The sequence below is a fragment of the Paraglaciecola sp. genome, assembly GCF_051252315.1.
Classification (GTDB): Bacteria; Pseudomonadota; Gammaproteobacteria; order Enterobacterales; family Alteromonadaceae; genus Paraglaciecola.
Map to the genome: position 1 here is coordinate 63,362 of NZ_JBPOFP010000003.1, position 25,313 is coordinate 88,674.

Consider the following 25,313-nt stretch of genomic DNA (forward strand, 5'->3'; position numbering starts at 1 on the left):
AAATAATTAAGTGGAATATTTATGTTACTAAAACGAAATATAATAAGTAAATTAGCGGCCTGTTCTGTTATGACTATGTTAGCCGTAGCTTGTGGCTCAGATAAAACAGAATCAAGCTCGGTAACTACACAAGCCAGCGCGGTTTTATTAGCTGCGCCAAGTGACCTAAAAGTCGGTGAAGGGTTTGTTAATCCTATTGGGTACTACGAGGCACAGCCAAGGTTTTCATGGAAGTTAGCTCAAGGATATGACGCTAAGTTTCAATCGGCTTATCAAATTCAGGTTGCTTCAAGCCCCGTTGCTTTTGAAACCGCAGTTGATCTTTGGGATAGCGAAAAAGTGGCGTCTGCTGAAACGGCTTGGGTAAAATATCAAGGTACGGCATTATCTTCTCGTCAACAGCTTGTGTGGCGAGTACGTGTATGGGATGAGCAAGATAATGCGTCTGATTGGAGTGCAGTGCAAACATTAGAGCTTGGGTTATTAAACAATCAAGACTGGCAAGCTAAATGGATAGGCCACCCAAATACCGAATTAGCGAAAAAACCATCTCAGGCAACCTTAGCCACACCTCAATACTTACGTAAAGTATTTAATGTGAAGGGGGAAGTTAAACAAGCGAGACTGTTCATCTCTTCAAAAGGTTTGTTCAAGCCTTTTATTAATGGTGCAGAAGTGTCAACAGAAGATGTGATGACACCAGGTTGGACACCTTACGCTAAGCGTATAGAGTCATTAACTTACGACGTAACTAAGAGTTTAACTCAAGGTGATAATGCTATTGCAGCCAGTATTGCTGGTGGATGGTATGCAGGTCGTATGGCTGGAAAATTAGAACAAGAGCACAGATTACCCGCTCGTTTGTTAGCTCAGTTAGAAATCACTTATGCTGATGGTGCCACACAAACCGTCGTTTCCGATGGCTCATGGTCAGCGACCCAGTCTGGGCCTATTCGTTTTGCCAGTATTTATGATGGTGAACGGTATGAGCAAGCTTTAGAAATGCCAGGTTGGACGGAAGTAAACTTTGAATCAGCAGGTTGGGCTCAATCAGTTGAAGAAGTGTTAGATCCTAAAGTAGAGATTGCGCCAAAACGTCATGCGCCAATACGTATTACCGAGGAAATCCCTGCACAAGACATCGTTATTCAAAAAGACGGCGTGGTAGTGTTTGATTTTGGTCAAAATATGGTGGGTGTACCTAAGTTAAATATCCCTGTTTTGGCAGGTCAAGAAGTAAAAGTGCGTTACGCAGAAGCATTGCATAAAGGTGAGTTTTATACAGATAATTACCGTAGTGCAAAATCCACTAACTATTATGTGCCGAGTGAAAGCGGCACGATTGAATATCAGCCAACTTTTACTTATCACGGCTATCGTTACTTAGAACTTTCAGGTTTTGATACCGAACATACACCTAGTAAAGTGTGGGTAACTGCCTTGATCCAGCACTCAGATATGAAGATCCATGCGAGTTTTGAAAGCTCTCACGACAAACTGAATCAATTAACTGAAAATATTATATGGGGGATGCGCAGTAATTTTTACGATATTCCCCTTGATTGTCCGCAACGTGATGAGCGTTTAGGTTGGACAGGTGATGCCCAAGTATTTGTCACACCTTCTATGTATATGGCTGATGTTTATGGATTTTGGTCTGCTTGGTTGCAGAGTATCCGAGAAGAACAAGGGCCAGACGGAAAAATCCCTGTTTATATACCATTTGTCGATTGGATTAATTTTGCCTCATCAGGCTGGGGTGATGCGGTAACCATTATTCCTTGGGAGTTATATATGGTGACCGGAGATGAAGCCATATTAGCTGACAACTTTGAAATGATGAAAGGGTGGATTAATTATCATCAAAGTAAGAGTAAAAACTATATCTCTAATATGACAACTTTTGGAGATTGGTTACAGCCTTTCCCAAGTAATTTGAAAGATGGTGAAAACGGTAACCGCGGTAATACAGACTATAGCTTGATTGGCACAGCTTATTTTGCCCGCTCCATTGAGCTTACCTTGAAAGCGGCCAAAGTATTAAATAAAACTCAAGACGTAGCTGCGTTAACCGAGTTGCACGGCAAGGTTAAACAGGCGTTTATGGCAGAGTACTTCGATCAAAATTTAAACTTAATTAAAGAAGGTGCTATTGCTACCCAAACTACTTATTTATTAGGTCTGGCTTATGATTTGTTCCCAGTTGAAAAGCGTGATGTCGCTGTTGAAAAGCTGATTGGATTAATTGCTGACGCGGATAACCATCTACGTACTGGGTTCTTGGGCACACCTTTGTTAACCCAAGTATTACAAGATGCGGGTCGCAGCGACATTATTTACGATTTATTGTTTAAAGAAACTTACCCTTCTTGGTTTTATTCCATTAACAACGGCGCTACTACCACGTGGGAGCGTTGGAATTCTTATTCAATTGACGAAGGCTTTAATCCCCAGGGTATGAACTCACTCAATCACTATGCTTACGGCACGGTTTCTCGATGGTTCTACGAAGGAATACTAGGTATTAAGCCTGCTAAAGCTGGATTTAAAAATATTCGAATTGAACCTCAATTTGGCGACAAATTAAGTCAAGCCAGAGGTGGGTACATTACTCCACAAGGTGAAGTGACAGTGGATTGGACCATTGCCACCGGGCAGCTAACTATGAATGTGACTGTGCCTAAAAATTCCACAGCAGACATAGTGTTACCTAAAGTTGATGGCGCAAGTTTGATGGTAAACGGTAGTAAACAGTCGGCAACAACCTTAACTAATGTGTCAGCTGGTACCTACCAAATTACCGCTAGTATCAGCTTATAGTTTGATTGATTCTTAATATAAAGGGCCATCATTTGATGGCCTTTTAAATCCCCCCGAACTCTGGATAACTTGAAAGCCCAAGGTTTCGGTAGAAAACTAATTTTAATAAAAAATGTACCCTAGGATATTTATGTTTAGATTACCCAATTGGACCAAAAGCAAAAAAACGCTGGCGGCCAATAAAATTAAATTAGCAGTAACGGCATTCGCGCTAACCGTTGGCGTGGCTTGTACTAACCAAACATCAGACAGCGTAAAAGCGGTAGAAAAAGAGAATGCAGAAACACCACCAAATATCCTACTGATATTGTCAGACGACCATGCGTGGAATGACTACAGTTTTATGGGCCACGAAATCGTAAAAACCCCCGCCTTAGATAAACTGGCTGCAGAAGGGGTGACGTTCAAACGTGGTTATGTGCCAACTTCTTTATGTCGTCCATCTTTAGCTACGATTGCTACGGGGTATTACGCCTTTCAACATGGTATAACCGGTAATGATCCTTCACGTAAATTACCCGGCGGAAAAGGCGGCGCAGTCTACGAAAAGCAACGTGCTGAAATTATCGCCAAAATTGATGATGTAGCAACTTTGCCTCAGCTATTAAAGCCCAAAGGTTATGTGTCTTTGCAAACCGGTAAATGGTGGGAAGGTAACTTTAAGCGGGGCGGTTTTGATCAAGGTATGACCCGCGGATTTCCTGAAAAAGGTGGTCGCCATGGTGATGATGGTTTAAAAATTGGTCGTGAAGGGTTAAGTACTATTACTAACTTTATCGACGAAACCAGTGCTGCGGATAAACCGTTCTTTGTTTGGTACGCACCTTATATGCCTCATGCTCCCCATACACCACCTAAGCGTTTACTAAGTAAATATCAAAATAGAGGGTTGTCAGATCCTGTGGCTCGTTATTATGCGATGATCGAATGGTTTGACGAAACTAACGGTCAACTTTTTGATCACCTTGAAAAGAAAGGCTTAAAAGACAATACCTTAGTGGTTTATGTGTCGGATAACGGTTGGGTGACAAACCCTAGTCAAAGAGATCGCTTTTTACCACGCTCTAAACAGAGCCCAGGTGAAAGCGGTGTACGTACGCCAATTATGTACGCTTGGCCAAATCAGTTTAAAGCGCAAATGCGTCCAGAACTAACCAGTAGTATTGATATTGTGCCGACTATTTTAGCCGCTGCTGGGGTTGAAATACCCAAAGACTTACAAGGCGTGAACTTATTGCCAGATATGCAGCAACAAACGCCTATTCAGCGCGATACAATCTTCGGTGAAGGGTTTGCCCATGATATGGACGACTTAAACAAACCTGAATCTACTCTGTTATATCGCTGGGTGATAGAAGGTAAATGGAAGCTTATTTTGAGTTACGATGGTAAAAACGTTAGTTACCAGAAATATCATGATGACGTGTTAGCAGGTCCGCGTTTGTATAATTTATTAGAAGACGAGTACGAGAAAGTTAACTTAGCAGATGCTAATCCAGATCTGGTTAAACGTTTGTCTAAAAAGTTAGTCGATTGGTATCCGGTTGATGGTCGTAAGGTGTTGATGCGCTAATTGACCAAGGCATGCGCTTCGCACACTAATCTAGGTTGCGTGATCTGGGAAACCTTGAATGTGGGAAAACGGGCATTTACTGTGATGGGAAGTTTTTGTGTAGGTTGACCTTTAGGCCAATAATATGCACTTTTCTTATTCTGCTTGAGAGTTTTTTGTGGACAGTGAAAGTCTTCTACAAAAGCGAGTTATTCAAAGAAAGTGGGATAACCCAGTTAGTTGGCGAAAGAGCGACAGTGATTTAAATATGTCTTTAAAATGAGGCTGGCCCTATTGCTCTACTTCAGAAACTCTTTTACCTCAATAAATCCAATTTCGCCTGTACCGTAGCTGCCTAAGTCTAGGAATGAGCGGTTGGTGATGGTTTTGTATTCTTGCACCGGAGTGTGGCCATGAAATACGTGATGGATATTTTGCACTGGCTGGACTTTTTGTACTGTTAATTCATCATAAAAGGGTTGGGCTCTATTCCAAAATAAGCCGCTAATAGCATGGTTATCTTCAATGTTTTTTGGCGCAGTTAACAGCATATCTTTAACGTGAAGCCAATCGCATGTATCAGGCAGTTCTGCGTGAACTAGGCCGACATGTTTGTCTTTACTTAGCTCTATTTCGATTGCTGCTGGTAATTTTATTATTGCCTCGTAATAAACCCGTAGTGATGCATCATCTAACGCGCTTGCCCATTGGCCACCCCAACGTTGCCATTGCAGGCGAGTATCTTCTGATTGACTATCAACCACATCAATTAACATGCGTTCGTGATTGCCTTGAATGGCATGAAACCAAGGTTTTTCAAGCCATTCCAATACGTGTTTGGAATCGTGCCCTCTGTCTATTAAGTCGCCAAGGCTAAATAAACGATCGGTAGAATAATTAAACTGGTGTTGAATTAGTTGTTTCTCGAGAATATTAAAATAGCCGTGTACGTCAGCACAAATAAAGTCTCTGCCTTTAGTATTCTGCTTGAAAAATTGGTAGTTCATGTTCGGCTTTAATCTTTGTTATGCGTTATCAAAAAAGTGGGGATGATTATTATAAATGCAATGTGCTGCTTGATTAGTTTAGTTTTTTCAAACCTTAAATTTGTGCTTCTAACTTTTGCACTCCGAAAGATTCAATATCGATATCAACCCGGACCACAGCATAGCCATTATTGCCATCCATAACGTAATGGGATCGCCATTAGTTTTTTGCTAACTAAGCTCAATTATGATGTCATCAGAAAAGGAGAACGATAATCGTAAGTGAACAAAACCTTATGGGGAAAGTTATATGATTACAAAAACAATCGAACAACATAGAGAAGCATTGCTTTGTATTATTGAAGAGAGCGGGCAGTTTGATGAGGATGGGCTAGCTCATGTTAATCATACTCTAGATGAACATTTTAAAGATCCAGAGCAGGCAATTTGGTTAACGGCAATCGATAATGAACCTATTGGCGTTGCATATTGTGCTCCCGAACCTATGACATCTGGCTCTTGGAATTTATTGATGTTATGGGTAAAAGAAAGCTATGAAGATAACGGGGTGGGTAATGCCCTAGTGAGTGAAGTGGAAAGCCAACTTAAGGAGCGTCATGCTCGTTTGTTGATTGTTGAAACCTCTCAGCTGCCTGACTTTGAAGCGGCTCGAAACTTTTATCAAAAATATGGTTTTACCCTTGAAGCAGAGGTAAAAGATTTTTTCGAAGCTGGTGACAACAAACTCATATACACCAAGGCGGTTAAGCCTTAAATGCTTAACCTTAAATTGCCATTGATTTGTTTGATGAGAGATGTGGGAACCTCTTGTTGGGCTGCTAATGTTTGCCATTTTGATACCACTTCTATAGTGTGATCTAAGGTGTCATTTATACGCCTTTTATTGAATATTGGACTAAGTGCTTCGAAACTATAAAAGTCTTGTCGCGTAAAATGATCTTGTTTGCCATTTAGGGTCATCCAATGTTTGCTTACCCAATGACTGTCTGGTTTGTAACTGTAGGCTAAATCGTAGGCAGGGGTCAGTTGCCATGTATTGTTTTTATCTAACATAAAAGCGAAGTTTTTCGCGTGATCATCGTGGTTTCTAGCTATGACATTAAACACCATTCGTTTAAATAATTGCATAGCATCTTGTGGGCCTAATCCAAGTTGTCGGGCGGTATTGAATAACTCTGCATAAGAATAGGTACCCGGTTGTTTATAACTGACGTGGGTTAGGCCATTGAGGGTTTGTACGTGCACTTTTTCACTGCCTTTTCGGTCAAACCTTTGAGTTAAAAAGTGTCGACGGTTACCTTCGTTTAATAACCGACAAGGCATCATGGTGATCCCGCATTCTTTGGCCATTAAATGGTAGGTGTATTCCATTGCACCGTAACCAAGAGGGTCTCCAAATGTTTCTTGGTTTTTATTGTGTTCGCTTACACCATCAAATTTCATCAAGTATTGGGTAAAACCTTCTGGAGCATCGGTTTGCCCCGATCTTACTTGACTGAATGAATCGTTAAATGCGAGTACCGCTTTGGGCCTTGCGCCGCCAGCACTCATGCCTACAGATAATAGCGACATCATGGCTTCAGTATCTTGTTGTTTATCTGTGTTTAAATTCACTGAAAAGTCGCGACGGTTGTTTAGAATCTCTTGTGCAATGTTCACCAATGAGTCGATATGGATGGACTGCGAAGCGTTTAAGTTTTTACGCCTAAAAGCAGGGGAATAACTTAATCCTCCCATGCCTCTGGTTCCTGTATATTGCAGACGTTGTAATGGCGTAATATCGGCAGGAGACTTTCCTTGGCTTGCCACCCACGCATTCATGACTGCATTACCGAAGTCATCGGGTAACGAATCTGCAATCAGTCCAGGCAGCCCTTTAAATGTGGCATGATCTAAATTTGGAAATGAGTATATCTTTTTCGCCAATGGCATTTTGATGGGGGACAGTTCTATTCCCGTATCAATAAACTGAGGTGAATATTCAAATGCTCCTAATTGAGTTGAGGTGTCGTAACTCACAGCGCCAACATTGTACTGCTTAAACATAACGTTTATGACTTCTACCATGTGTAAGACTCATCCTTTTGGTCCACTGTATGACTAGAACCCGTGGCTCTTTTACGGGTTTTTCCTCGCAGTTTAGCGAGTTGAATAGGAGATATATCTTGTTTGGGTAAAAAGCTATTAAGTTGTTCAGTGAGTTCTAAAGCCATTAATATGGCGACAAATGATTCAAGTGTTGATTTACCGTTTTCACTATTCACTACCGCTTTAAGTGACACGCCTGCCTTTTCAGCTAATTGCTTTTGGGTAAAGTCAGCATTGAGTCTCGCTACTTTTAACCTGTCACCTAACTCAAGGGCTAATGCTCTCGATGTTTTTTCATATTCTTTCATAAAATACCCTTTAAGGTGTTTAAGTGCGGATTTTATACTTATTTATCCTTATAAGTATTATTAACTATTTTTGTTGTTTGTCAATGTAAGCACTCCTTATAGGGTTTTTGTTGGTTTTTTTGTAGGTAATAATCCTTATAAGGGTTTTATTGTTTGGTATTTATATTTTTAACTAAGGTGAAATAAACGTAAATATTATGTGAAACATAATGGTTTATTGTGATTTAATATGATTATTTTTGGTGTGTATTGGTTTGTGAAAGTGCTTTTTTTTATGGAATGAGCGCGTCGAACAGAATTAGAAAATGAGGATTAACATGAAACGACATTACGCTCTCACTTTTATCGCGGCACTTATATTGTCGTCTAGCGCTTGTAGTCCTAACAAAGAAACGGGGCTCACATCCGATCTTAAAAAGCTCGATGACCAAAAAAATTACGATTACCAAAATCTTGTCACTGACTTTAAACAGCCTCCTCACACATCAAAACCGTTAACATGGTTACATGCCATGAGCGGTAATATGTCAGCTGCCGGGATTACAAAAGATCTCGAAGCCATCGCTGACGTTGGAATTGGTGGCACCTTGTTATTTAACGTGACTCAAGGTGTCCCAATTGGAAACATTAAATTTAACTCTCCTGAGCACATTGAACTCATTGGTCATTTAGCTGCAGAATCAAAACGTTTAGGGTTAAGTTTTGGTATGCATAATTGTGATGGTTGGACATCAAGTGGAGGACCATGGGTTACACCAGAACATTCCATGAAACGACTAACCTTCAACCAAAAGGTTATTCAAGGAGGTCTGGTTAATATTCAATTAACTCAGCCCCCAACATCTCTCGATTATTACCAAGATGTGGCGACCATTGCTTATCCAGCATTAACCACAGAAATTGATGATGCAACTCGTCAACCTGTGATCACCGCTTCTGATCCCAGTTTTAAGCCAAAAGTGGTGTCTAACCTTAACCTGGATGATCATACTCGGTTGAATACCTATAACAAACAGTCAGCGTGGCTGCAGTTTGCTTATGAAAAACCTTATACATTACGTTTGGTTGATATGTTATTGCATGAGGGGCGAGGCTTAGAGGTTTCGTTACATACCTCTGATGATGGCAAAACCTTTACTAAAGTGCATGATCTTAAGTTACGTAGGCCCGGAAAAACAACCTATGCATTTGATGAAGCCTTTGCCGGTTATACCGCTAAGTATTTTCGCCTAGTATCCAACTCCAGTATGGATATCAAAGAGGTGAAACTTTCATCTACACCTACAATCAACAATTACCTAGGTCGCACCTCGGCCAGTCGTAGTGATTATCAAGCGCTTAAAACTATTGGTCATGCGCCTAAACACTTGGTTATTCAATCGAAAAATATCCTCAACTTAACCTCAAAGGTGAATGCTGATGGTGTGCTTACAGCCCAATTACCTGAAGGGCAATGGACCATTATGCGTTTTGGTTACACCAGTACAGGCGCGGTAAATATTCCGGCTTCTCGTGAAGGCACAGGTTTAGAGGTTGATAAATTTAGCCGGGAGGCATTTAAACTGCACTATGACCAGTATGTGACTAACGTGATTAACAAAGTGAAAGAGGTTGCGCCTAATACGCTTCATACCTTAGAAATTGATAGTTATGAAGTGGGCGCTCAAAACTGGACGCATGATTATGACACGCTGTTTAAACAAGAGTTTGATTATGACTTAGTGCCTTATTTGCCGCTATTTGCGGGTAAGTTCGTCGATTCTGCAAAAGTAGCAGAGGAAGTGTTATGGGATACCCGTGACCTCAATAATCAACTAATTACCCAAAACTACTATGGATATTTTACTGAACTTGCCCATAAAGATGGTATTCAAACCTATCTAGAACCATACGGCACAGGCCCCTTTAACGAGCTAGATGTAGCTAAACAAGCTGATTTACCCATGGGGGAGTTTTGGTTAAAGCGAGGCAATTTTAGAATATCTGCTTCTAGTTCTGCCGCTAATATTTACAACAAACCTTTAGTTTCGGCCGAAGCCTTTACGCAATTTCCTGAGAATAATTGGTTGTTTCATCCTGCAGTTAGCATTGACGATAATGATAAAAGTTGGGCCTTAGGGGTTAATCAACATGTCTTTCATCGTTTTGCACATCAATCCAACACACATGTCATGCCGGGTATGACTATGAATCGTTGGGGCACCCATGTTGATCGCACACAACCTTGGTGGTTTGGTGCTGGTAAAGCTTGGTTTGAGTACATTGCACGGGGCCAACATCTTTTAAGGCAAGGACATGCGGTAGGCGATGTATTGTGGTATTTAGGGGATGCCACTCCGACTATTTGTCCTGAAAAAGATGCCTTATTATCTGTATTACCACCACAAATTAATTATGACTGTTTGAACAGTGATGTATTGCAAAAACTGACAGTGAAAGACAAAAAGATAGTCTTACCCCACGGCAGTCAATATAAAGTATTGGTATTAACAAACCATCACACCTTAAGTTTTAAGTCGCTACAAAAAATACATCAATTATCCCAACAGGGTGTAGTGATTATCGGAGAGCCTGTGTCCCGTTTGGCCGGTCGATATATCGACCCTGAGCAACAAAAACAATTCCAACAAATGGTTGATCAGATATGGTCATTACCTAGTACCTATAACGTTAAAATCGAGCTTGATACCAGTCATGGTCATAGTGGCGAAAACGTGGGCAAAACACATATAAACCAACAGCTTATTGATTGGTCAAAAATATACATGGAGAATAACTGGTTGTTTGACATGTCAATCGCAGATACAGACGCCTTTTATTTTACTCACAGGCAGTCGGACGACTTAGATATTTACTTTGTCTACAACAACGCTAGCGAGCCAAGAATATTAGATGCTCAGTTTAATGTAACCGGAAAAACACCTGAACTATGGGATGCAAAAACAGGTGAGATTAAACGCCTAGGAGCGTTTTCATCTGATGGAAATACCACTCGAGTACCCATTTCTTTAAATCAACATGAATCTGCTTTTGTGGTTTTTAGCCAAAATTCGAAAGATGTTGAGCCTATCGCTCCCGATCTCGCCATGACCAAAAGAGTTGAAGTTGTATTAAATGCGCAAACCAACCAAACAGAAATACAAACACCCATTGAGCAACAAAATGTAGAAGGACCTTGGCAAGTTGAATTTAGCGATTTTTATGGTTTAAACAATTCCTATTCGTTTGAGAAATTAGTCGATTGGAAAGATCATTCTGAGCAAGCTATTCAAGATTATTCGGGAACCGCCGTATATCGAAATACTATGGTCGTACCCGTCACTCACCTAAAAGACGATTTACGTTTATCCTTAGATTTAGGCCAAGTCAGTGTTGCGGCGTCAGTAAAAATCAACGGCAAGTTTATTGGTACAACCTGGATAAACCCTCATCAATTAGACATCACCGACTATGTGGTGGCGGGGGAGAATCAATTGGAAATAGAAGTGGCTAACCTATGGGTGAATCGTTTGTTAGCGGACAACAAACTGCCTGACAACTCAGGTTTTAAAATTGCACGTTGGCAAGATCCAATAACTCCTATGCCCAAATGGTTTATCAATAATCAACCGCCACCGGCGAGCGAGCGTATTACCTTTGCTACACAAAAATTTATGAAAGGTAATGAGCCAAGAGAATCATCTGGTTTAGTTGGGCCAGTAAAGGTTGTGGTCAAGCAAGTTCAGCACTTTTAGCATAATTAACGAACAACGAACAACGAACAACGAACAACGAACAACGAACAACGAACAACGTTGACGATAGCGAAACTTGCTAAGACAAGCCATTAGTGTACATAACGTCACTCGGTATGGGCCTAATATTTCTTTGCATGTGTCTTACACGTGCAAACATGTTTTACACATATGAAAATTGCTATGAGTTGAAAATTGCCAAGGCCGTCCCGTTAAGTTCAATGTAAACAACGAGTAAAGAGCCTTTGATTATTACATTGGATTTAGTTTAATAGCGCCAATTGAGCACGAACACCCTCTACAAGTCATGATTAAATTGAATTATAAAAAGATACATTACAGAAAATTAGGGGGAGTTTTATTTTTCTGTTTGAGTGGTTGTGCTATTTACACTACACCTCAAATGGACTTAAACCTTCCAAACACTTCTTTTAACAGTGCTTTTAACGCAACTCCTTTGAACGCTACTTTCAAAAGTGATGCTGAAAAAGACCTAACGCGAGCCGAAAGTGCGCCCAGCCAAATTCGCGGCATGTGGTGGAAAAATTTCGAACGTCAGCAACTAAATAAACTGATTGAACATGCGTTACAACATAACTTTAGCCTTAAGTCTCAACTGGCATTAACCAAAGCCTCTGAACTAGCCTTAGTGCAACAAAATGCAAGTGATTACCCTAGTGTCAATATGTCTGCTGGTGCCACAGCCGATGCAGAACAAATCAATGAAATACGCTCCGGCAACATAGGTTTGTCATCCTCTTGGGAAGTTGATTTATGGGGCAAACTGGAAAGTTTGCAAGAAAAGGCCCAATGGGATCTAGTGAGTCAACAAGCCATATACAAAATGCGCTTGAATACAGTGGCCGGTACAGTGGCCAATATTTGGCTCAATTGGCAGGCAGAGCGAGAGAAAAAGTTACTTTATGCTTCACAGTTTGCCAGAACAAAAACCGCATTAGAAGTTATTCAAAGACGTTTTGCCATGGGGAAAAACTCTGTCACCAGTGTATGGCAACAACAGCGACTATTGGAGTCAATTAAGTCTCAGCAAGTCAACAATCAGTCCCAATTATTAGTCTTAGAGCAACAGTTAATTAGTTGGTTGGGGGGCGATATGAATACCGTATTCACTTTGTTGCAATCCACGCCTGAACAAGAGGTGAGTTTGTCGTTAGCCTTAGATCCTGTGCCAGAGATCACATTAAGCCAATTACAAGTTAGGCCTGATTTACAACAAGCTTATGCAAAACTGCAAGCCGCTGACAAGTTAGCAGCTGCGGCTGCCGCAGAAAAATTTCCTCGCTTAACCTTACGCGCTGATATTAAGTCCTCTAAAACCAATACTGTAGCGCTATTTGATGACTGGGCTAAAAACTTTATTGTTGGCTTAACTGCGCCTATTTTTAACGGTGGGGCTATAGAAGCCAAACGTCAACAGCGTCTTTTACAATTAGAAGCCAGCTTTGCGGATTATCAACAAAAATGGTTAGACGCCATCTTAGATGTACAAACTGCCTTAATAAACGAAGGGCAATTATTCAGAGTGGCCGAGCAGCTACAAATACAATTAGAACTGGCTCAAAAAACGGTTAGGGTGGTGTCACTTAAATATCGCAATGGTAAAGCGACCTATTTAGCCTTACTTAGAGCCCAAGAAACTAGTTTGAATTTAGAACGACAACAAGTGAACGCTAAACGTTCCTTGTTGGCCAATAGGATCAAATTATACCGAGAGATAAGTCACAGCAATTTTTCACAATCTCCTGACTTACAGCATCATTTATTATTAACCTCGCATTCCGTTGTCGAAGATATTAAGTAACCCCTATGACCTTAAATAACAAAAAACATTTTAAAACATGGCTACCTTGGTTGCTAATTATTGTCGCTTTAGTTGTGGGGTATCAATTACTTACGTCTTCTAAGGTGAAACGAAAAAAATTGGAAAGAGAGTCCGTACAAAAAGTACGTATTGTGAAAGTGTTGCCTTTGAATCAATCGACTGTTGACCCGTTGTGGTTTACCACTGGGATTGTCATGCCTTCGGAAATGATCAACGTGAGTGCACAAGTTAGTGGTGTTGTTGAAAACATTGCCACTAATGCAATGCCAGGCGCGGTGCTAGAAAAGGGTCACACCTTGCTTAGTTTAGAACAAACGGACTTACAAATTAGCCTACAAAGCCAACAGGCCCAGCTCACTCAAGCCGAATCCAATTATAAACTGGAGTTAGGCGAGCGGCAGTTAGCGAAAGAAGAGATTAGCTACATCAATGATGAAGAAAAAGAGACATTGGAAATGTCTTTGGTATTGCGCGAACCCCAATTTCAGTCGGTAAAAGCCCGCTTAGAAATTGCTCGTCTAAACGTAAAAAAAGCACAAGTAGCCTTAGAGCGCACTAAGGTATACATGCCGTTTAATGGTCAAATAATTGATAAGGGGGTTGGGGTAGGGAGTAAAGTCAGTACCAATACACAGCTTTTTAAAATTGTGAACGTTGAACAGTTTTTGCTGGAAGTAAAAATTCCTCGGTCATTTCTATCCTTATTAAATTTTGATGATCCGGTTACGTTAAGCCAAGAAAACCTTTGGGGAAAAGGCGTGACGAGGCAGGCTAAGATATTTTCTGTGCTGCCAGAGCTCGATAAACGAGATAGGCAGGCGCGATTACTGTTATTAATCGATGACCCGCAAAGTTTGAATACGTCTGATAGTCCTCCTGTTTATATCAATGATTTTTTGAACGTGTCTTTAACCGCCAAACCCATCGAGGATGTGTGGACGATACGTAGTAGTTGGTTACAGCAAGATGGATCAATATGGGTGGTGGATAAAAACCGCACCTTACAAAAACGTTATGTGGATATTCGATTTAAAGGCAGAGACTATATTTATGTAGATGGTGCGTTTGAATCAAGTGATTATGCCGTTGCTGAAAAGATACCTGTGGCATCTGTTGGCATGCCGGTAAGGATTAAATTACTCGATTCGCCCGCGATTAAAAAAGACTTTCCGCACAAAAAGCCTAACCAACACAATGATAAAAAAGGCAATTTAGCTAAGTTAACAAAACAGCAGCGGGAAGAACGTAAACAACAACGGTTATTGCTTCAAGGAATAGAGCAACAAGGGATAGTAGAACAAGGCGGGGCTGAACAAGAGAATGCAGATGCAAAAGCAGCCTCTGACTCAGTAGGTAAACACTAATGTCTACGGAACCTAAACACCTTAGCCAAGCTACCCAAACAAACCAGGCTAATCATACTAACCAAGATAAAAGTGAATCGTTTAACCCCATCAGCTGGATGATTCATCACGGTATTGCTCCTCATTTGTTGATGTTTGCTTTACTGGTTGGTGGCTTAGTGATGTCGCTGGTGATCAGAAAAGAATACATGCCAGATGCCTCGTTGGACCGTGTATCTGTTTTGATCCGATATGATGGCGCTGCACCTAGTGAGATTGAAGCCAGCATCGCTGCACCAGTAGAAGACACGGTTAGCAATGTACAAGGAATTAAGCGAGTAGAAGCTAGGATCGGTACGGGTTATATGTGGTTAGCGGCAGAGCTAGAAGCCAATGCCAATGCACAAAAAGTACTACAAGATGTTCAACAAGAAGTAGGGCGTATTGCATCGTTTCCAGAGGGGATCGAAAAACCCCGCGTGAGGTTAGATAACCGAGTGTTAGATGTGATGGAAATTGTGCTGCATGGCGAGATGGAAAAAGCCAGTATCAAACGATTAGCCGAGCAAATTCGCGGACGAATGTTGCAATCACCCTATATATCTCAAGTTGATATTCAGGGGTTACCTGCCGAGCAAATCCATGTGGAGATCCCTCAGCGCACCTTACAAAATTACGATTTAAGTTTGAATCAGGTTTCTTCGATAATAAAGCGCAGTGTGCTGGAACGGTCTGCCGGAAAAATTAAGTCAGCAGAAGGGGACATTTTAGTATCAATCGATGAACGTGCTTATTGGGCTAACGAGTTAGCCAAAACACCACTGATTAATAATGAAGAAGGCGTACAGTTGTTACTAGGTGATATTGCTGAGGTAACAGAAGGCTTTGCAGACGAACGCAGATTAGTCACTTACGACGGGCAATTGTCTGCTCGAATTAAGGTCTATCGGGTAGGTGATCAAAGCCCGAGTGATATTGCTGATGCTTTAGAAGAAATGTGGCCAAGTCTAGAAGGAATGTTACCGCCCAATGCAGGATTGGCAGTTGTGGATGATGATGCTAAAAGTTATCAAAAACGCTTGTCTTTATTACTGAATAACGCCTTTATTGGATTGTTATTAGTGTTTGTAGTGATGAGTTTATTTTTAAGGTTTAAGTTAGCATTTTGGGTTGTGGTAGGCATACCCAGTTCGTTTTTAGGGGCTATTCTATTTTTACCCATTTATGATGTTTCTATCAACATGGTGTCTATGTTTGGCTTTATCATTGCGCTGGGAATAGTGGTGGACGATGCCATTATTGCTGGAGAGAATGTCTACGCTCATATGCAAGAAGGCATGTCTTATTTTGATGCCGCTATTCAAGGGGCTAAAGAAGTTGCCAAGCCATTAACTTTTGCCATATTAACCAATATTGTGGCTTTTTTACCTTTGTTATTGTTACCCGGTCAGATGAAGCTATTATTTGGGGCCATCCCCATAGTGGTGGTGCTGTGTTTTGTTATTTCTTGGGTGGAAGCATTGTTTATCATGCCCTCTCATTTAGCCCGTATTGATGACAGCCACCCAAATGTCGTCAGTCGCTTTTTCAATAAATTGCAAAGTCGTAGTAGTGCATTTTTACAGGCCTTTATTTACAACGTTTATAGTCCATTTTTAGCCAAATGTTTAAAGTGGCCAAGTTTGGTGATCGCCATTTCATTGAGTATTTTGGTGTTGGTTTTAGGTCACGCTTTTAGTGGGAAAATGGGTTTTAGTTTATATCCCAAAACAGACAGTCGATGGGTTAAAGCCAGTTACCAAATAAGCGAAAGCGATCCTTTGGAAAAGGCTATCTATTTACGAGAAACATTAGAAAACAGCGCCCAAGCCATGCTCAAAGAACATGATGTTGAAGATATGGTGATCAGTGTACGCAGCGTGATTTCGGATGAAAGTGTTGAAGTGGGTTTATTGTTGGTTCCGAGTGAAGAGCGTGAATACAGCTCTCGCCAACTAAAAGAGTGGTGGTCTGAACAATCCAAAGAGCTTAGAAAACAAGGGAAATTGAGCTTTTCTGGCGCAAGGCGCAATAGCAGTGATGCCATTGATGCCGCCTTAACGGTGCAAATTCGTCATCCTGATACCGAAATATTAAAAGCGGCGAGTAAAGACATTACCGATTTTCTTGAGTCCATTGAAACCGTTTCGGCTACCGTCAATTCTATGGAAGCAGGTAAACCTCAGTGGAAGCTCACCTTAAATGAAAACGGACGTGCCTTAGGGCTCGACCCTTCTGAACTGGCTTCGCAAATGCGAGCCGCGCTATACGGAGCTAAAGCACAAAGACAACAACGACTCAGTAACGATGTGATTACTCTGGTTCGTTTACCCAGAGAAGAGCGTGAACGGGCCAACGATATTGAGTCTTTAATGATCCGTACAAAAGGAGGCGGCTACGCGCCACTGGGCAGTGTGGCAGATATAAATAAAGTGTACGCACCCAGTCGTATCATTCGTCGTGATGGCCAACGTATTGAAAAAATAGGGGCTGAAATACAAGATGAAGAGGCGATACCTGCAGTGCAACAAGCCGTTCAAGAACAGTTGGTGCCCGAATTAGCCGCTCGTTATCCTACTCTGAAATTAGTTTTTGCCGGAGATCAGGAAAAGATAGCAGAAAGTGTGTCTAGTTTGGAATTAGGCACTGGATTTGCCTTAACCGCGATTTACATTTTATTAGCCATCGCATTTAGAAGTTATGGTCAGCCTTTGTTGGTCATGGCCGTGATCCCTTTTGGCGCCGTTGGTGCTATTTTAGGCCACTTATTATTAGGTTATAGCTTGAGTGTGGTGAGTTTAATGGGCATGTTGGCGTTAGCCGGCATAGTGGTGAATGATAGTTTGATATTAGTGGAATATGCCAATCAACAAAGGGAAAAAGGTGTTGCTGCCTTTGAAGCCATCATGTTGGCATGCCAGCGGCGCTTTAGGCCGATTATTCTCACTACTTTAACTACCTTTGGTGGTTTAGCGCCTATGGTATTTGAAACATCAAGACAGGCTCAATTTGTGGTACCAATGGCTGTATCTTTAGGCTTTGGCATCATATTTACCACCTTTATTTGTTTGCTAATGTTGCCGTCACTTTATATGGCGTTTAGTCAAGACAGTGAAGAATTCAGACAAACTCAGAGGTCGTCATATAACGCGTATTGACACTAAGCGGCCATATTAACAGTGGCCGCGTTTTGTTGGGTGGAGCTTAATACTGATAACTTAACGTTAGGCGTATGGTTCTTGGTTCGATAGGGTGGTAATGGATATCGTTGGTAGCTGAACCAATTGGTTCATTCGCTAAACGTGAACTGTAAAAGTAATCAATATCGTGAGCCTTGCTATTGGTTAAGTTCAATATGTCTAAGGCCGCTCGCCAACGGGGTTGCTCATAAGCTAATTTTAGATTCCAGGTATCCGTAGGATCAGATTGTTGTGAGGCATCTTCAATTAACGGACGTTTGCCAAAATAGCGAAAACGTACACTAGCCTGCCAGGCATCATTTAAATCAAAATTTACTCCAGCCTGTAATACATGGTTTAGGGCGCCGGGGATTTTTCTGCCATCAGTAGATTGATCAGTAAATTCAGACTCGGTGTAAGCATATTCAAAATCAGTACTTAATCCCTCTGCTAAATAGTAATAGGCCACAAACTCTAGTCCTTTGCGGCGAGAAGGGCGCGAAGCTTCGGTGTTACCAGCATCGCCTACAAATAATAATTCACTGTCTAAATCTAGGCTCCAAAGAGCAAAAGAGAGGTTTACATCATTATCGATAAAACCGCGCATACCGGCTTCATAACCAAAAGAATCCACAAGAGGATCGACTTGGTCTGCTTTATCACCTGTGGTGGGATCAATAACAATTGTGGTGCCTCTCGCATCATTCGAATGGAAACCTTGCCCTGCGGAAACATAGGCTTCCCACGCATGGCTAATGGTATAAACCAAGCTACCTTTGAACGAAAGGATATCGTCGTCAGCTTGTCCGCTGTTACTGCTGAGGTCGATACCAAAACGATTGATGCCCACCTGATCTTCTACATCAAATTGTAGGTTGTCATAACGAACACCGATTACAGACCTGAGGTTATCCGTTAATGTCAGGGTGTTTTCCCAAAATAAACTACTGCTTTGTTGCTGGATTTTGTCGTTTCTGGTGACACCTAAACGTTGGCGCTCTTTAGTGTGGTACAAGCCCACTTCACGAATATTGTCATAACGTACGGCACCGCCAAATCGATTGGTCATGTATTGCTCACCTAGCCGTGAGTGAGTTTCGTATTCAAGTTGGCCACCAAATATTTGTCGATTATCCACCTGCTCAAACTGGTCTCCGTTGATTGCATCGTCTAAAAAATAGGTGAAATTTGACCACAGCTGGAGACCGTAGTCGATCACATAAGCGGCACCTGTCCATGCTCCGGATTGCCAATTCATATTTAGGCTGTAACGATTTGAATCTCCACCCACACTGGTATCAAGTGAGCCTAATTCATTAATAAGCCCTTGCTGTACTGCCCGAGTGGGGATTTGATCGGCGCTATTCCAGTTATTGTCATAAGCCATAAACGCTAAGCTAATATGGCCGTCTTTTAAGGATTGAGTGTGTTTAAACATGACATTGGTTTTACCTATGTCTTCATTAATGTCTGACCATGGGCCATCATAGGTTTGTCCTTCAACAGCAATCAGGCTGTTACCGCCAGCCATTTCAAAATCAGACATCACTAATGCACGTTTATAACCATTTTGACCAATAGTGGCGCTAATTAAATTGTCATCAATGTGAGTCGCGCTGTTAATTTTCACACCACCTGCGCCACTAAAATCGCCTATGTCTGCGTAATATGCCCCTTTGCTATACGACATCGTTTTGATGGTTTCGGGAATGATAAAGTTAAGGTCGATATAACCTTGTCCATGCCCATGGCTTGGCATGTTAATAGGCATGCCGTCCACAAATGTGGAAAAATCAGTGCCATGATCTAAGTTAAAACCTCTTAAAAAATATTGATTGGCTTTACCACTGCCGCTGTGTTGGGTCACGACCATACCCGGCACTAATTCCAATACTTCTCCAACTCTTAACATTGGTCGAGTGTTAATTTCATCTTGTCCCACTATGCCTTCTGAGGCCGAAACAGCGTCGCCAACTAGGTTTATGTGCCGGCCTTTAATTGTGATGTTTTCTAAACTTAGTCCGTGCGCCAATAACTTGTTGGACAACAACAATAATAAAAGGGATAGGGTGTACTTTTTCAATGTGGATCCTGATTTTCTATAGCTGGAATTTATAAAGCGGTAAAAATGGAAGGTTTTTTACGATTAACGGTTTAATTTTAACTAATTTTTGTACTCAAAAACATACTTTTTCAGCGAAGCTTTGTAAGTTTTTTGCAAAGTTAGTGCAAGTTTATCACTAGTTAACCATCACATCAGGTTAACTAGACTTTATTGAGTAGAAATCCAATATCACTAAATATGCCAAAACTATTACAACTTTATGATTAAAATTATAAAACTTTTTAACATTGTGAGTTATAATGATTGAAATTGATTTGATGTGTTCTTTTTTGTGAGTGATGATTGAGTTAACACATTGAGCTTAGCGCTTTCATGATAGAAATTGTTTCAGACTTGAAGCGGTTTATTTTGGAACGTTTAACCGGATAGGAAATATGAATAAGATTTTTACTGATTTTTCTCGGAGATTTTTAATCTCAGCGACTCTACTGGCTGCTAGCTTACTCGTTTCAGGGTGTAGCACGAGTGCTTCTTCAATTGATTCTGTTGATACACAAACAGTCGATTATTTTGCTGATGATGCGTTAGGTAACGCTTTAGCTGTGGTTCAACATCCAGCAGGTGTACATGTAAATGGGATCACTTATGTGTCGTATCAAGGGCCGTTAGAGGATCCTTATGTGGCTTCTTATAATCACGCAACCCAAGAATGGCAAGGGCCATTTAAAGCGGGTGTGAGTGATATGGGCAAAGATCCAAGTCGTAGTAAAATTGACAATCATGGTAAACCTACAATCTTGATAGATGATTTAGGTTATATTCACGTGTTTTTTGGTGGGCACGGTGGTATGCCTAAACATGGGAAAAACCTGCTAGGTAATACTCATTATGGTCGTAATATTCATGTTGTATCTAAAAAGCCTTATGACATCAGTAGCTGGGAAGAACTCGACACTATCCCTGTTTTTGGCACCTATAACCAAGCCGTAAAAATGGATAATGGAGATATTTATTTATTTTACCGTCACGGTGCTCACCGCAGTGATTGGGTTTATCAAAAATCCACCGATCACGGACGTACTTTTAGTCAACCTGTGTCTTTCTTAAAACATAAAAAGCGTACCGATATCTTAGCGAATGACAGCTGGTACGCTTGGGTAGGTAAAGGCCAAGGTGACGATATTATTGTGTCTTATGATTATCATGTGTGTTGGAACGGTGGTGCTGGAGTCAATGGGCGAGGGCATACCACTGAACGTCATGATCTTTATTACATGGTATTTGATACAGCTAATAATACTTGGCGTAATGTTGAAAATGAAACAGTCGATCTTCCTGTTACCCGCGAAATTGCAAATCAAAAAACACTAGCCGCCAAGACGGGGGATTATTGGACATTCAATGGTTCATCACATGTAGATGCCAAAGGGTATCCACACATTGCTATTAATTCGGGCAAAGATTTAGGCCAGAAAACAGGTGGCCCTAAACAAACCGTTTATTATAAGTGGACGGGTAACGAATGGGTAGGTGGGCAGCCAGTAAACACGCAAACTCGTACTGACAATACCGATTCACGAGGCGATTTTGTCATTAAGTCAGAAAATGAAGTTTCCTTCGCTTTAGGCTACAGCGATAAAAGTGATGGCGTCATCGCGTTTTGGGATAGTAAAGATGGTGGGAAAACCTTTAACAAAGGTAAAGAGTTGTTACGTAGGAAAAATGCTAATTGGGCATTAACCTCCATTATTGAGAATGCACACCCTGACGCACAAATTATTGTGGCAGAGAAACAAAAAGGCACTAATTGGCGAAAAATTTATCTTGTTGGCGAAAACGGTCCTGTTAAACGTTTGAAGTCAGAAGCTAAGGTGCTTAAATAAGATAGTTTGATTTGAATTAATTTTTGTTGTGAAAAAAGGTCGGTCAATGTTAACCCTTAAAAATGTAAAGAATAACCTGTCTGTTATCGTAATGTTTGGAACGTTAATGTTGACTTTGTTAGCTTGTCAGCAGTTACCGGCCAGCTCATCTCCTTATTATTTTCAGCCCGATAGTTTAAGGGTTGAATTATTAAAAGGTAATTGGGTTCATAATGTAAATGACAGTCAGCCAGAATTGTCTTGGGTTATTATTGGCGATAAACATTATGCTCAACAAACGGCTTATCAGATTCAAGTTTTGCAAGTTGAAAGTAGTGGGTTTGAAGACGTTATCTGGGATTCAGCTAAACAGTTATCAAGGAAATCAAACGCCGTCTCTTATGCTGGCGATAAACTATTACCTAATCACACCTATAAATGGCGAGTTAAGGTTTGGTTGAAGTCTGATACACGTAAAACCATAGAAAGTGTTTGGTCTCGACCTCAATTCTTTACCACCAGTGAAAGATTAGATAATTCTGCTAGTCAACATGACATAGTGACCAGTGATATTGCTCCTCAATATATTAAACAGTTACCTAATGGTCGATATTTAATTGATTTTGGTAAAGTGGCTTTTGGTTATCTTGAACTAGGTTTTATCAGCGATAAAGATGGACAAGTTACAGTTCATTTAGCTGAACGAGGGACAGAAGACGGCGCTTTGTCTGAGTTTGGAAAAAGATCGAGCGTACGCTTTTATTCGGTACCCTTAACCGTACATGAAAAGTTTGATGTTTATGCCGTTCACCCGCCTCGTGATAAGCGCAATACTAAAGCAGAAAAGGCTATTGCCATACCCGGTAAATATGGCCGTATCACACCATTTAGGTTTGTAGAGATTGAAGCTGAAGATGTGAATATTTCCGACATTCAGGCCAAACAAATCGCTTTGCATTATCCCTTTGACCCTTATGCCTCTTCTTTTACGTCAAGTGATGACACACTTAATGCCATTTGGGATTTATCTAAATACAGTATGAAGGCAACCAGTTTTGCTGGAATTTATGTAGACGGTGACAGAGAGCGAATTCCTTATGAAGCCGATGGTTATATTAACCAGTTGTCGCACTATTTAGTTGATGACGAATATTCCTTGGCCCGATATTCTCATGAATATTTGGTTGAACATCCAACTTGGCCAACTGAGTGGAAACAACACTCAATTATTATGGCTTGGACCGATTGGATGTACACAGGTGACACAGAGTCATTAAAGAATAATTACCCAATTTTAAAAGAGCAAAAATTACTGAGCTTTTTGACTAATGAACAAGGATTATTATCAAGTCGCCCAAATGGTACCCATCAAACCATGAAAGATATTGTTGATTGGCCACCTGTTGAACGTGATGGATATGAATTGAAAAACATCAATACTGTTATCAACGCTTTTTACTACTTAAATCTGAAGCAAATGGCTCAAATGGCAAAAGCGATAGATGAAACGGCTGATGCTGCTAAATTCGAGCAGCGGGCTGCGGATTTATATGCAGTGTTCAATAAAACCTTTTTAAATCAAGAGACAGGGTTATATATCGATGGAGTAGACTCTAGTCACAGTGCAGCGCATGCCAATATCTTACCCCTTGCAGTGGGTTTAGTACCGGAAGCAAATAAAGCCAAGGTAATAGCGTTTATCAAATCTAAAAATATGGCTGTGAGTGTGTATTTTGCACAGTATTTGATGGAGGCTTTGTATAACAATGATCAGGCAGATTATGCTTTTTCTTTGTTAACCTCTAAACAAAAGCGCAGTTGGTACAACATGATCCGAGTAGGTTCAACTATTAGCTTAGAGGCGTGGGACGACGAGTTTAAGCCGAATCAAGATTGGAACCATGCTTGGGGCTCTGTACCCGGTAATGTAGTCGGTCGTTATATTTTAGGTGTCACGCCAATCACGCCAGGTTTTGATCAATTAAGTATCGCACCGCAGTTGTCTGACTTAACTCAAGTGGCCGGTAAAGTGCCTACTATTAAAGGCTCTGTTGAAGTCAAAGCTACTCAGGTTGTTGGTAAGTCAGTGTCTTTACATTTAACGATCCCAAATAATGTTGTAGCCAATGTCAGTTTACCATTTGCTAAAAACAAGTCGGTGAAATCGGTGCATATCAACGGCGTTGTTGTTGATTTTGACGAAGTTAGTGGCTTGTTAGCAGAAGATGTATTTAATGCTGGCGAATATGCAATAGAGGTTTTGTACCGCAGTCATTAACTAACCTAAGTAAGTAAATTAGGCTTTTTTGACATATTTTGCCGTGACAACCATGTCACCACCAGAGTCGAGTTTACAGTCCAGCTGATGGTCTTTACTGTCAGCAATTTGTTTAATCACAGCTTTAGTACCGATTTTAAGTACCTGAGAGCTTCCTTTTACTTTTAAGTCTTTAATAAAGATAACTTTATCCCCTTGGTTTAACAGGGTGCCATTGGCATCTTTTACAGATATTGCTAATTCAGATTCAACTTCTACAGGATCCCATTCATGGGCACATTCTGGACATATTAAAAGCGCACGATCTTGGTAAACAAATTCTGAATGACAATTCGGGCAAGGGGGCGTGGTCATAATTACTCACTTAAATATTGAATGATAGGTTTATTGTTTAATCGCAAACAAGGTGGAGTCTTTATTTAGACTTTTCAAGGTTGACTAGAACCTCGATTATCATTTGCTTTTACGGTCTAAATATGTGTATTTAATCAAACTTCACTTAGCGGCGATTAGATATTACAAAAATTGTACAACTGTCGTATAACTTGCGTAATATCGTCGTGTCAGTAACGTACATTATTCGTAAAGGTTTCTTGTATTTTTCAGCAATAATAAGCTGTCTATCAACAAATGGTCAAAGAACATCATGAAAGTTAATGCTGAACTCATTCATAATTTGAGAAAGGAAAACTCTTGGTCGCAAGAAGAGTTGGGCATAGCCACAGGCTTAAATCTAAGAACGATTCAGAGGATCGAGTCGGAATCGACCGCTTCTTTACAATCAATAAAAGCCTTGGCATCGGCATTTGAAATTGATGTTCGAGATCTAGATTACAAGGAACAGCTCACAATGAAGAAATACGAATATAAAACACTAGAACTACCGTTTAAGTTTGGTATTTTTAAACAAGGCACCCCAGATATAGATGAAGCGCTAAATGTAGAAGGGAAGAAAGGTTGGCGCTTAAAACAAATGGTAATTCCAGCCTCTTCAAATATGGGGCAGTCAGAAAAAATGATTGCTATCTTAGAACGAGAAATGTTGCCGGAAGCTGAATAACCCTACAGGTAATTTGTCACACGGGAATGATAGAAGGCTATCAAAAATGATAGTCAGAAAAGTGCCATGAGCGGCCATTACGCATTATTTTATTATAACTTCGGCTGAACGCCCAAAGCGGACCAAATAACTTAA

15 protein-coding genes are annotated in these 25,313 nt (G+C 40.8%); 10 read left to right on the top strand and 5 right to left on the bottom strand.

The features are described 5' to 3' along the window. Window positions 1-21: 21 nt before the first annotated feature. On the top strand, window positions 22-2,820 hold the full coding sequence (locus tag ACSHXM_RS01090; protein WP_435686868.1) for a family 78 glycoside hydrolase catalytic domain: 2,799 nt from the start codon (window positions 22-24) through the stop codon (window positions 2,818-2,820). A 130-nt stretch (window positions 2,821-2,950) separates the two neighbouring features. Continuing rightward, window positions 2,951-4,393 (top strand): sulfatase family protein, encoded by a 1,443-nt coding sequence (locus tag ACSHXM_RS01095; protein WP_435686869.1) that lies wholly within the window; start codon window positions 2,951-2,953, stop codon window positions 4,391-4,393. 278 nt (window positions 4,394-4,671) lie between these two features. Here the strand turns inward: ACSHXM_RS01095 and ACSHXM_RS01100 are convergent, their stop codons facing one another. Further along, complete coding sequence (locus ACSHXM_RS01100) at window positions 4,672-5,379, bottom strand: metallophosphoesterase (RefSeq protein ID WP_435686870.1); 708 nt, start codon at window positions 5,377-5,379, stop codon at window positions 4,672-4,674. A 289-nt stretch (window positions 5,380-5,668) separates the two neighbouring features. On the opposite strand from ACSHXM_RS01100, the gene ACSHXM_RS01105 reads away from it, so the two are divergent. Further along, complete coding sequence (locus ACSHXM_RS01105; RefSeq protein WP_435686871.1) at window positions 5,669-6,133, top strand: GNAT family N-acetyltransferase; 465 nt, start codon at window positions 5,669-5,671, stop codon at window positions 6,131-6,133. Here ACSHXM_RS01105 and ACSHXM_RS01110 read toward each other — a convergent pair. Together ACSHXM_RS01110 and ACSHXM_RS01115 are read right to left on the bottom strand one after the other, a co-directional pair. Beyond that, the gene (locus ACSHXM_RS01110; RefSeq protein WP_435686872.1) at window positions 6,130-7,446 is read right to left on the bottom strand and encodes a type II toxin-antitoxin system HipA family toxin; all 1,317 of its coding nucleotides are present in this window, start codon (window positions 7,444-7,446) and stop codon (window positions 6,130-6,132) included. The two genes, ACSHXM_RS01105 and ACSHXM_RS01110, sit on opposite strands and share 4 nt — an antisense overlap. Further along, on the bottom strand, window positions 7,440-7,775 hold the full coding sequence (locus ACSHXM_RS01115; RefSeq protein WP_435686874.1) for a helix-turn-helix transcriptional regulator: 336 nt from the start codon (window positions 7,773-7,775) through the stop codon (window positions 7,440-7,442). Before ACSHXM_RS01115 ends, ACSHXM_RS01110 begins: the two co-directional genes overlap by 7 nt. Before the next feature lie 317 nt (window positions 7,776-8,092). Here ACSHXM_RS01115 and ACSHXM_RS01120 point away from each other — a divergent pair, with 317 nt between their 5' ends. The 4 genes from ACSHXM_RS01120 to ACSHXM_RS01135 all read left to right on the top strand — a co-directional run bounded on the left by ACSHXM_RS01120 (window position 8,093) and on the right by ACSHXM_RS01135 (window position 17,892). Next, on the top strand, window positions 8,093-11,509 hold the full coding sequence (locus ACSHXM_RS01120; RefSeq protein ID WP_435686875.1) for a glycosyl hydrolase: 3,417 nt from the start codon (window positions 8,093-8,095) through the stop codon (window positions 11,507-11,509). A gap of 370 nt (window positions 11,510-11,879) precedes the next feature. Next, a complete protein-coding gene (locus ACSHXM_RS01125) occupies window positions 11,880-13,331 on the top strand; it encodes a TolC family protein (RefSeq protein WP_435686876.1) in 1,452 nt (483 codons plus the stop codon). Window positions 13,332-13,336: 5 nt separating this feature from the next. Then, the gene (locus tag ACSHXM_RS01130; protein WP_435686877.1) at window positions 13,337-14,716 is read left to right on the top strand and encodes an efflux RND transporter periplasmic adaptor subunit; all 1,380 of its coding nucleotides are present in this window, start codon (window positions 13,337-13,339) and stop codon (window positions 14,714-14,716) included. Continuing rightward, complete coding sequence (locus ACSHXM_RS01135; RefSeq protein ID WP_435686878.1) at window positions 14,716-17,892, top strand: efflux RND transporter permease subunit; 3,177 nt, start codon at window positions 14,716-14,718, stop codon at window positions 17,890-17,892. Before ACSHXM_RS01130 ends, ACSHXM_RS01135 begins: the two co-directional genes overlap by 1 nt. Before the next feature lie 46 nt (window positions 17,893-17,938). Here the strand turns inward: ACSHXM_RS01135 and ACSHXM_RS01140 are convergent, their stop codons facing one another. Continuing rightward, entirely contained in the window at window positions 17,939-19,996 is a 2,058-nt protein-coding gene (locus ACSHXM_RS01140) for a TonB-dependent receptor (protein ID WP_435686879.1), read from the bottom strand. 416 nt (window positions 19,997-20,412) lie between these two features. On the opposite strand from ACSHXM_RS01140, the gene ACSHXM_RS01145 reads away from it, so the two are divergent. Then, window positions 20,413-21,861 carry a BNR-4 repeat-containing protein gene (locus ACSHXM_RS01145; RefSeq protein WP_435686880.1) on the top strand — a complete coding sequence of 483 codons (1,449 nt, stop codon included), beginning with the start codon at window positions 20,413-20,415 and terminating at the stop codon, window positions 21,859-21,861. A 106-nt stretch (window positions 21,862-21,967) separates the two neighbouring features. Continuing rightward, on the top strand, window positions 21,968-24,118 hold the full coding sequence (locus ACSHXM_RS01150; RefSeq protein WP_435686881.1) for an alpha-L-rhamnosidase C-terminal domain-containing protein: 2,151 nt from the start codon (window positions 21,968-21,970) through the stop codon (window positions 24,116-24,118). A gap of 18 nt (window positions 24,119-24,136) precedes the next feature. Here ACSHXM_RS01150 and ACSHXM_RS01155 read toward each other — a convergent pair whose 3' ends face one another. Continuing rightward, the gene (locus tag ACSHXM_RS01155; RefSeq protein ID WP_435686882.1) at window positions 24,137-24,472 is read right to left on the bottom strand and encodes a zinc ribbon domain-containing protein YjdM; all 336 of its coding nucleotides are present in this window, start codon (window positions 24,470-24,472) and stop codon (window positions 24,137-24,139) included. A 292-nt stretch (window positions 24,473-24,764) separates the two neighbouring features. Between ACSHXM_RS01155 and ACSHXM_RS01160 the strand changes: the two genes are divergently transcribed. Beyond that, window positions 24,765-25,178, top strand: a complete 414-nt coding sequence (locus tag ACSHXM_RS01160; protein ID WP_435686883.1) for a DUF4177 domain-containing protein — start codon at window positions 24,765-24,767, stop codon at window positions 25,176-25,178. Window positions 25,179-25,313: the final 135 nt, after the last annotated feature.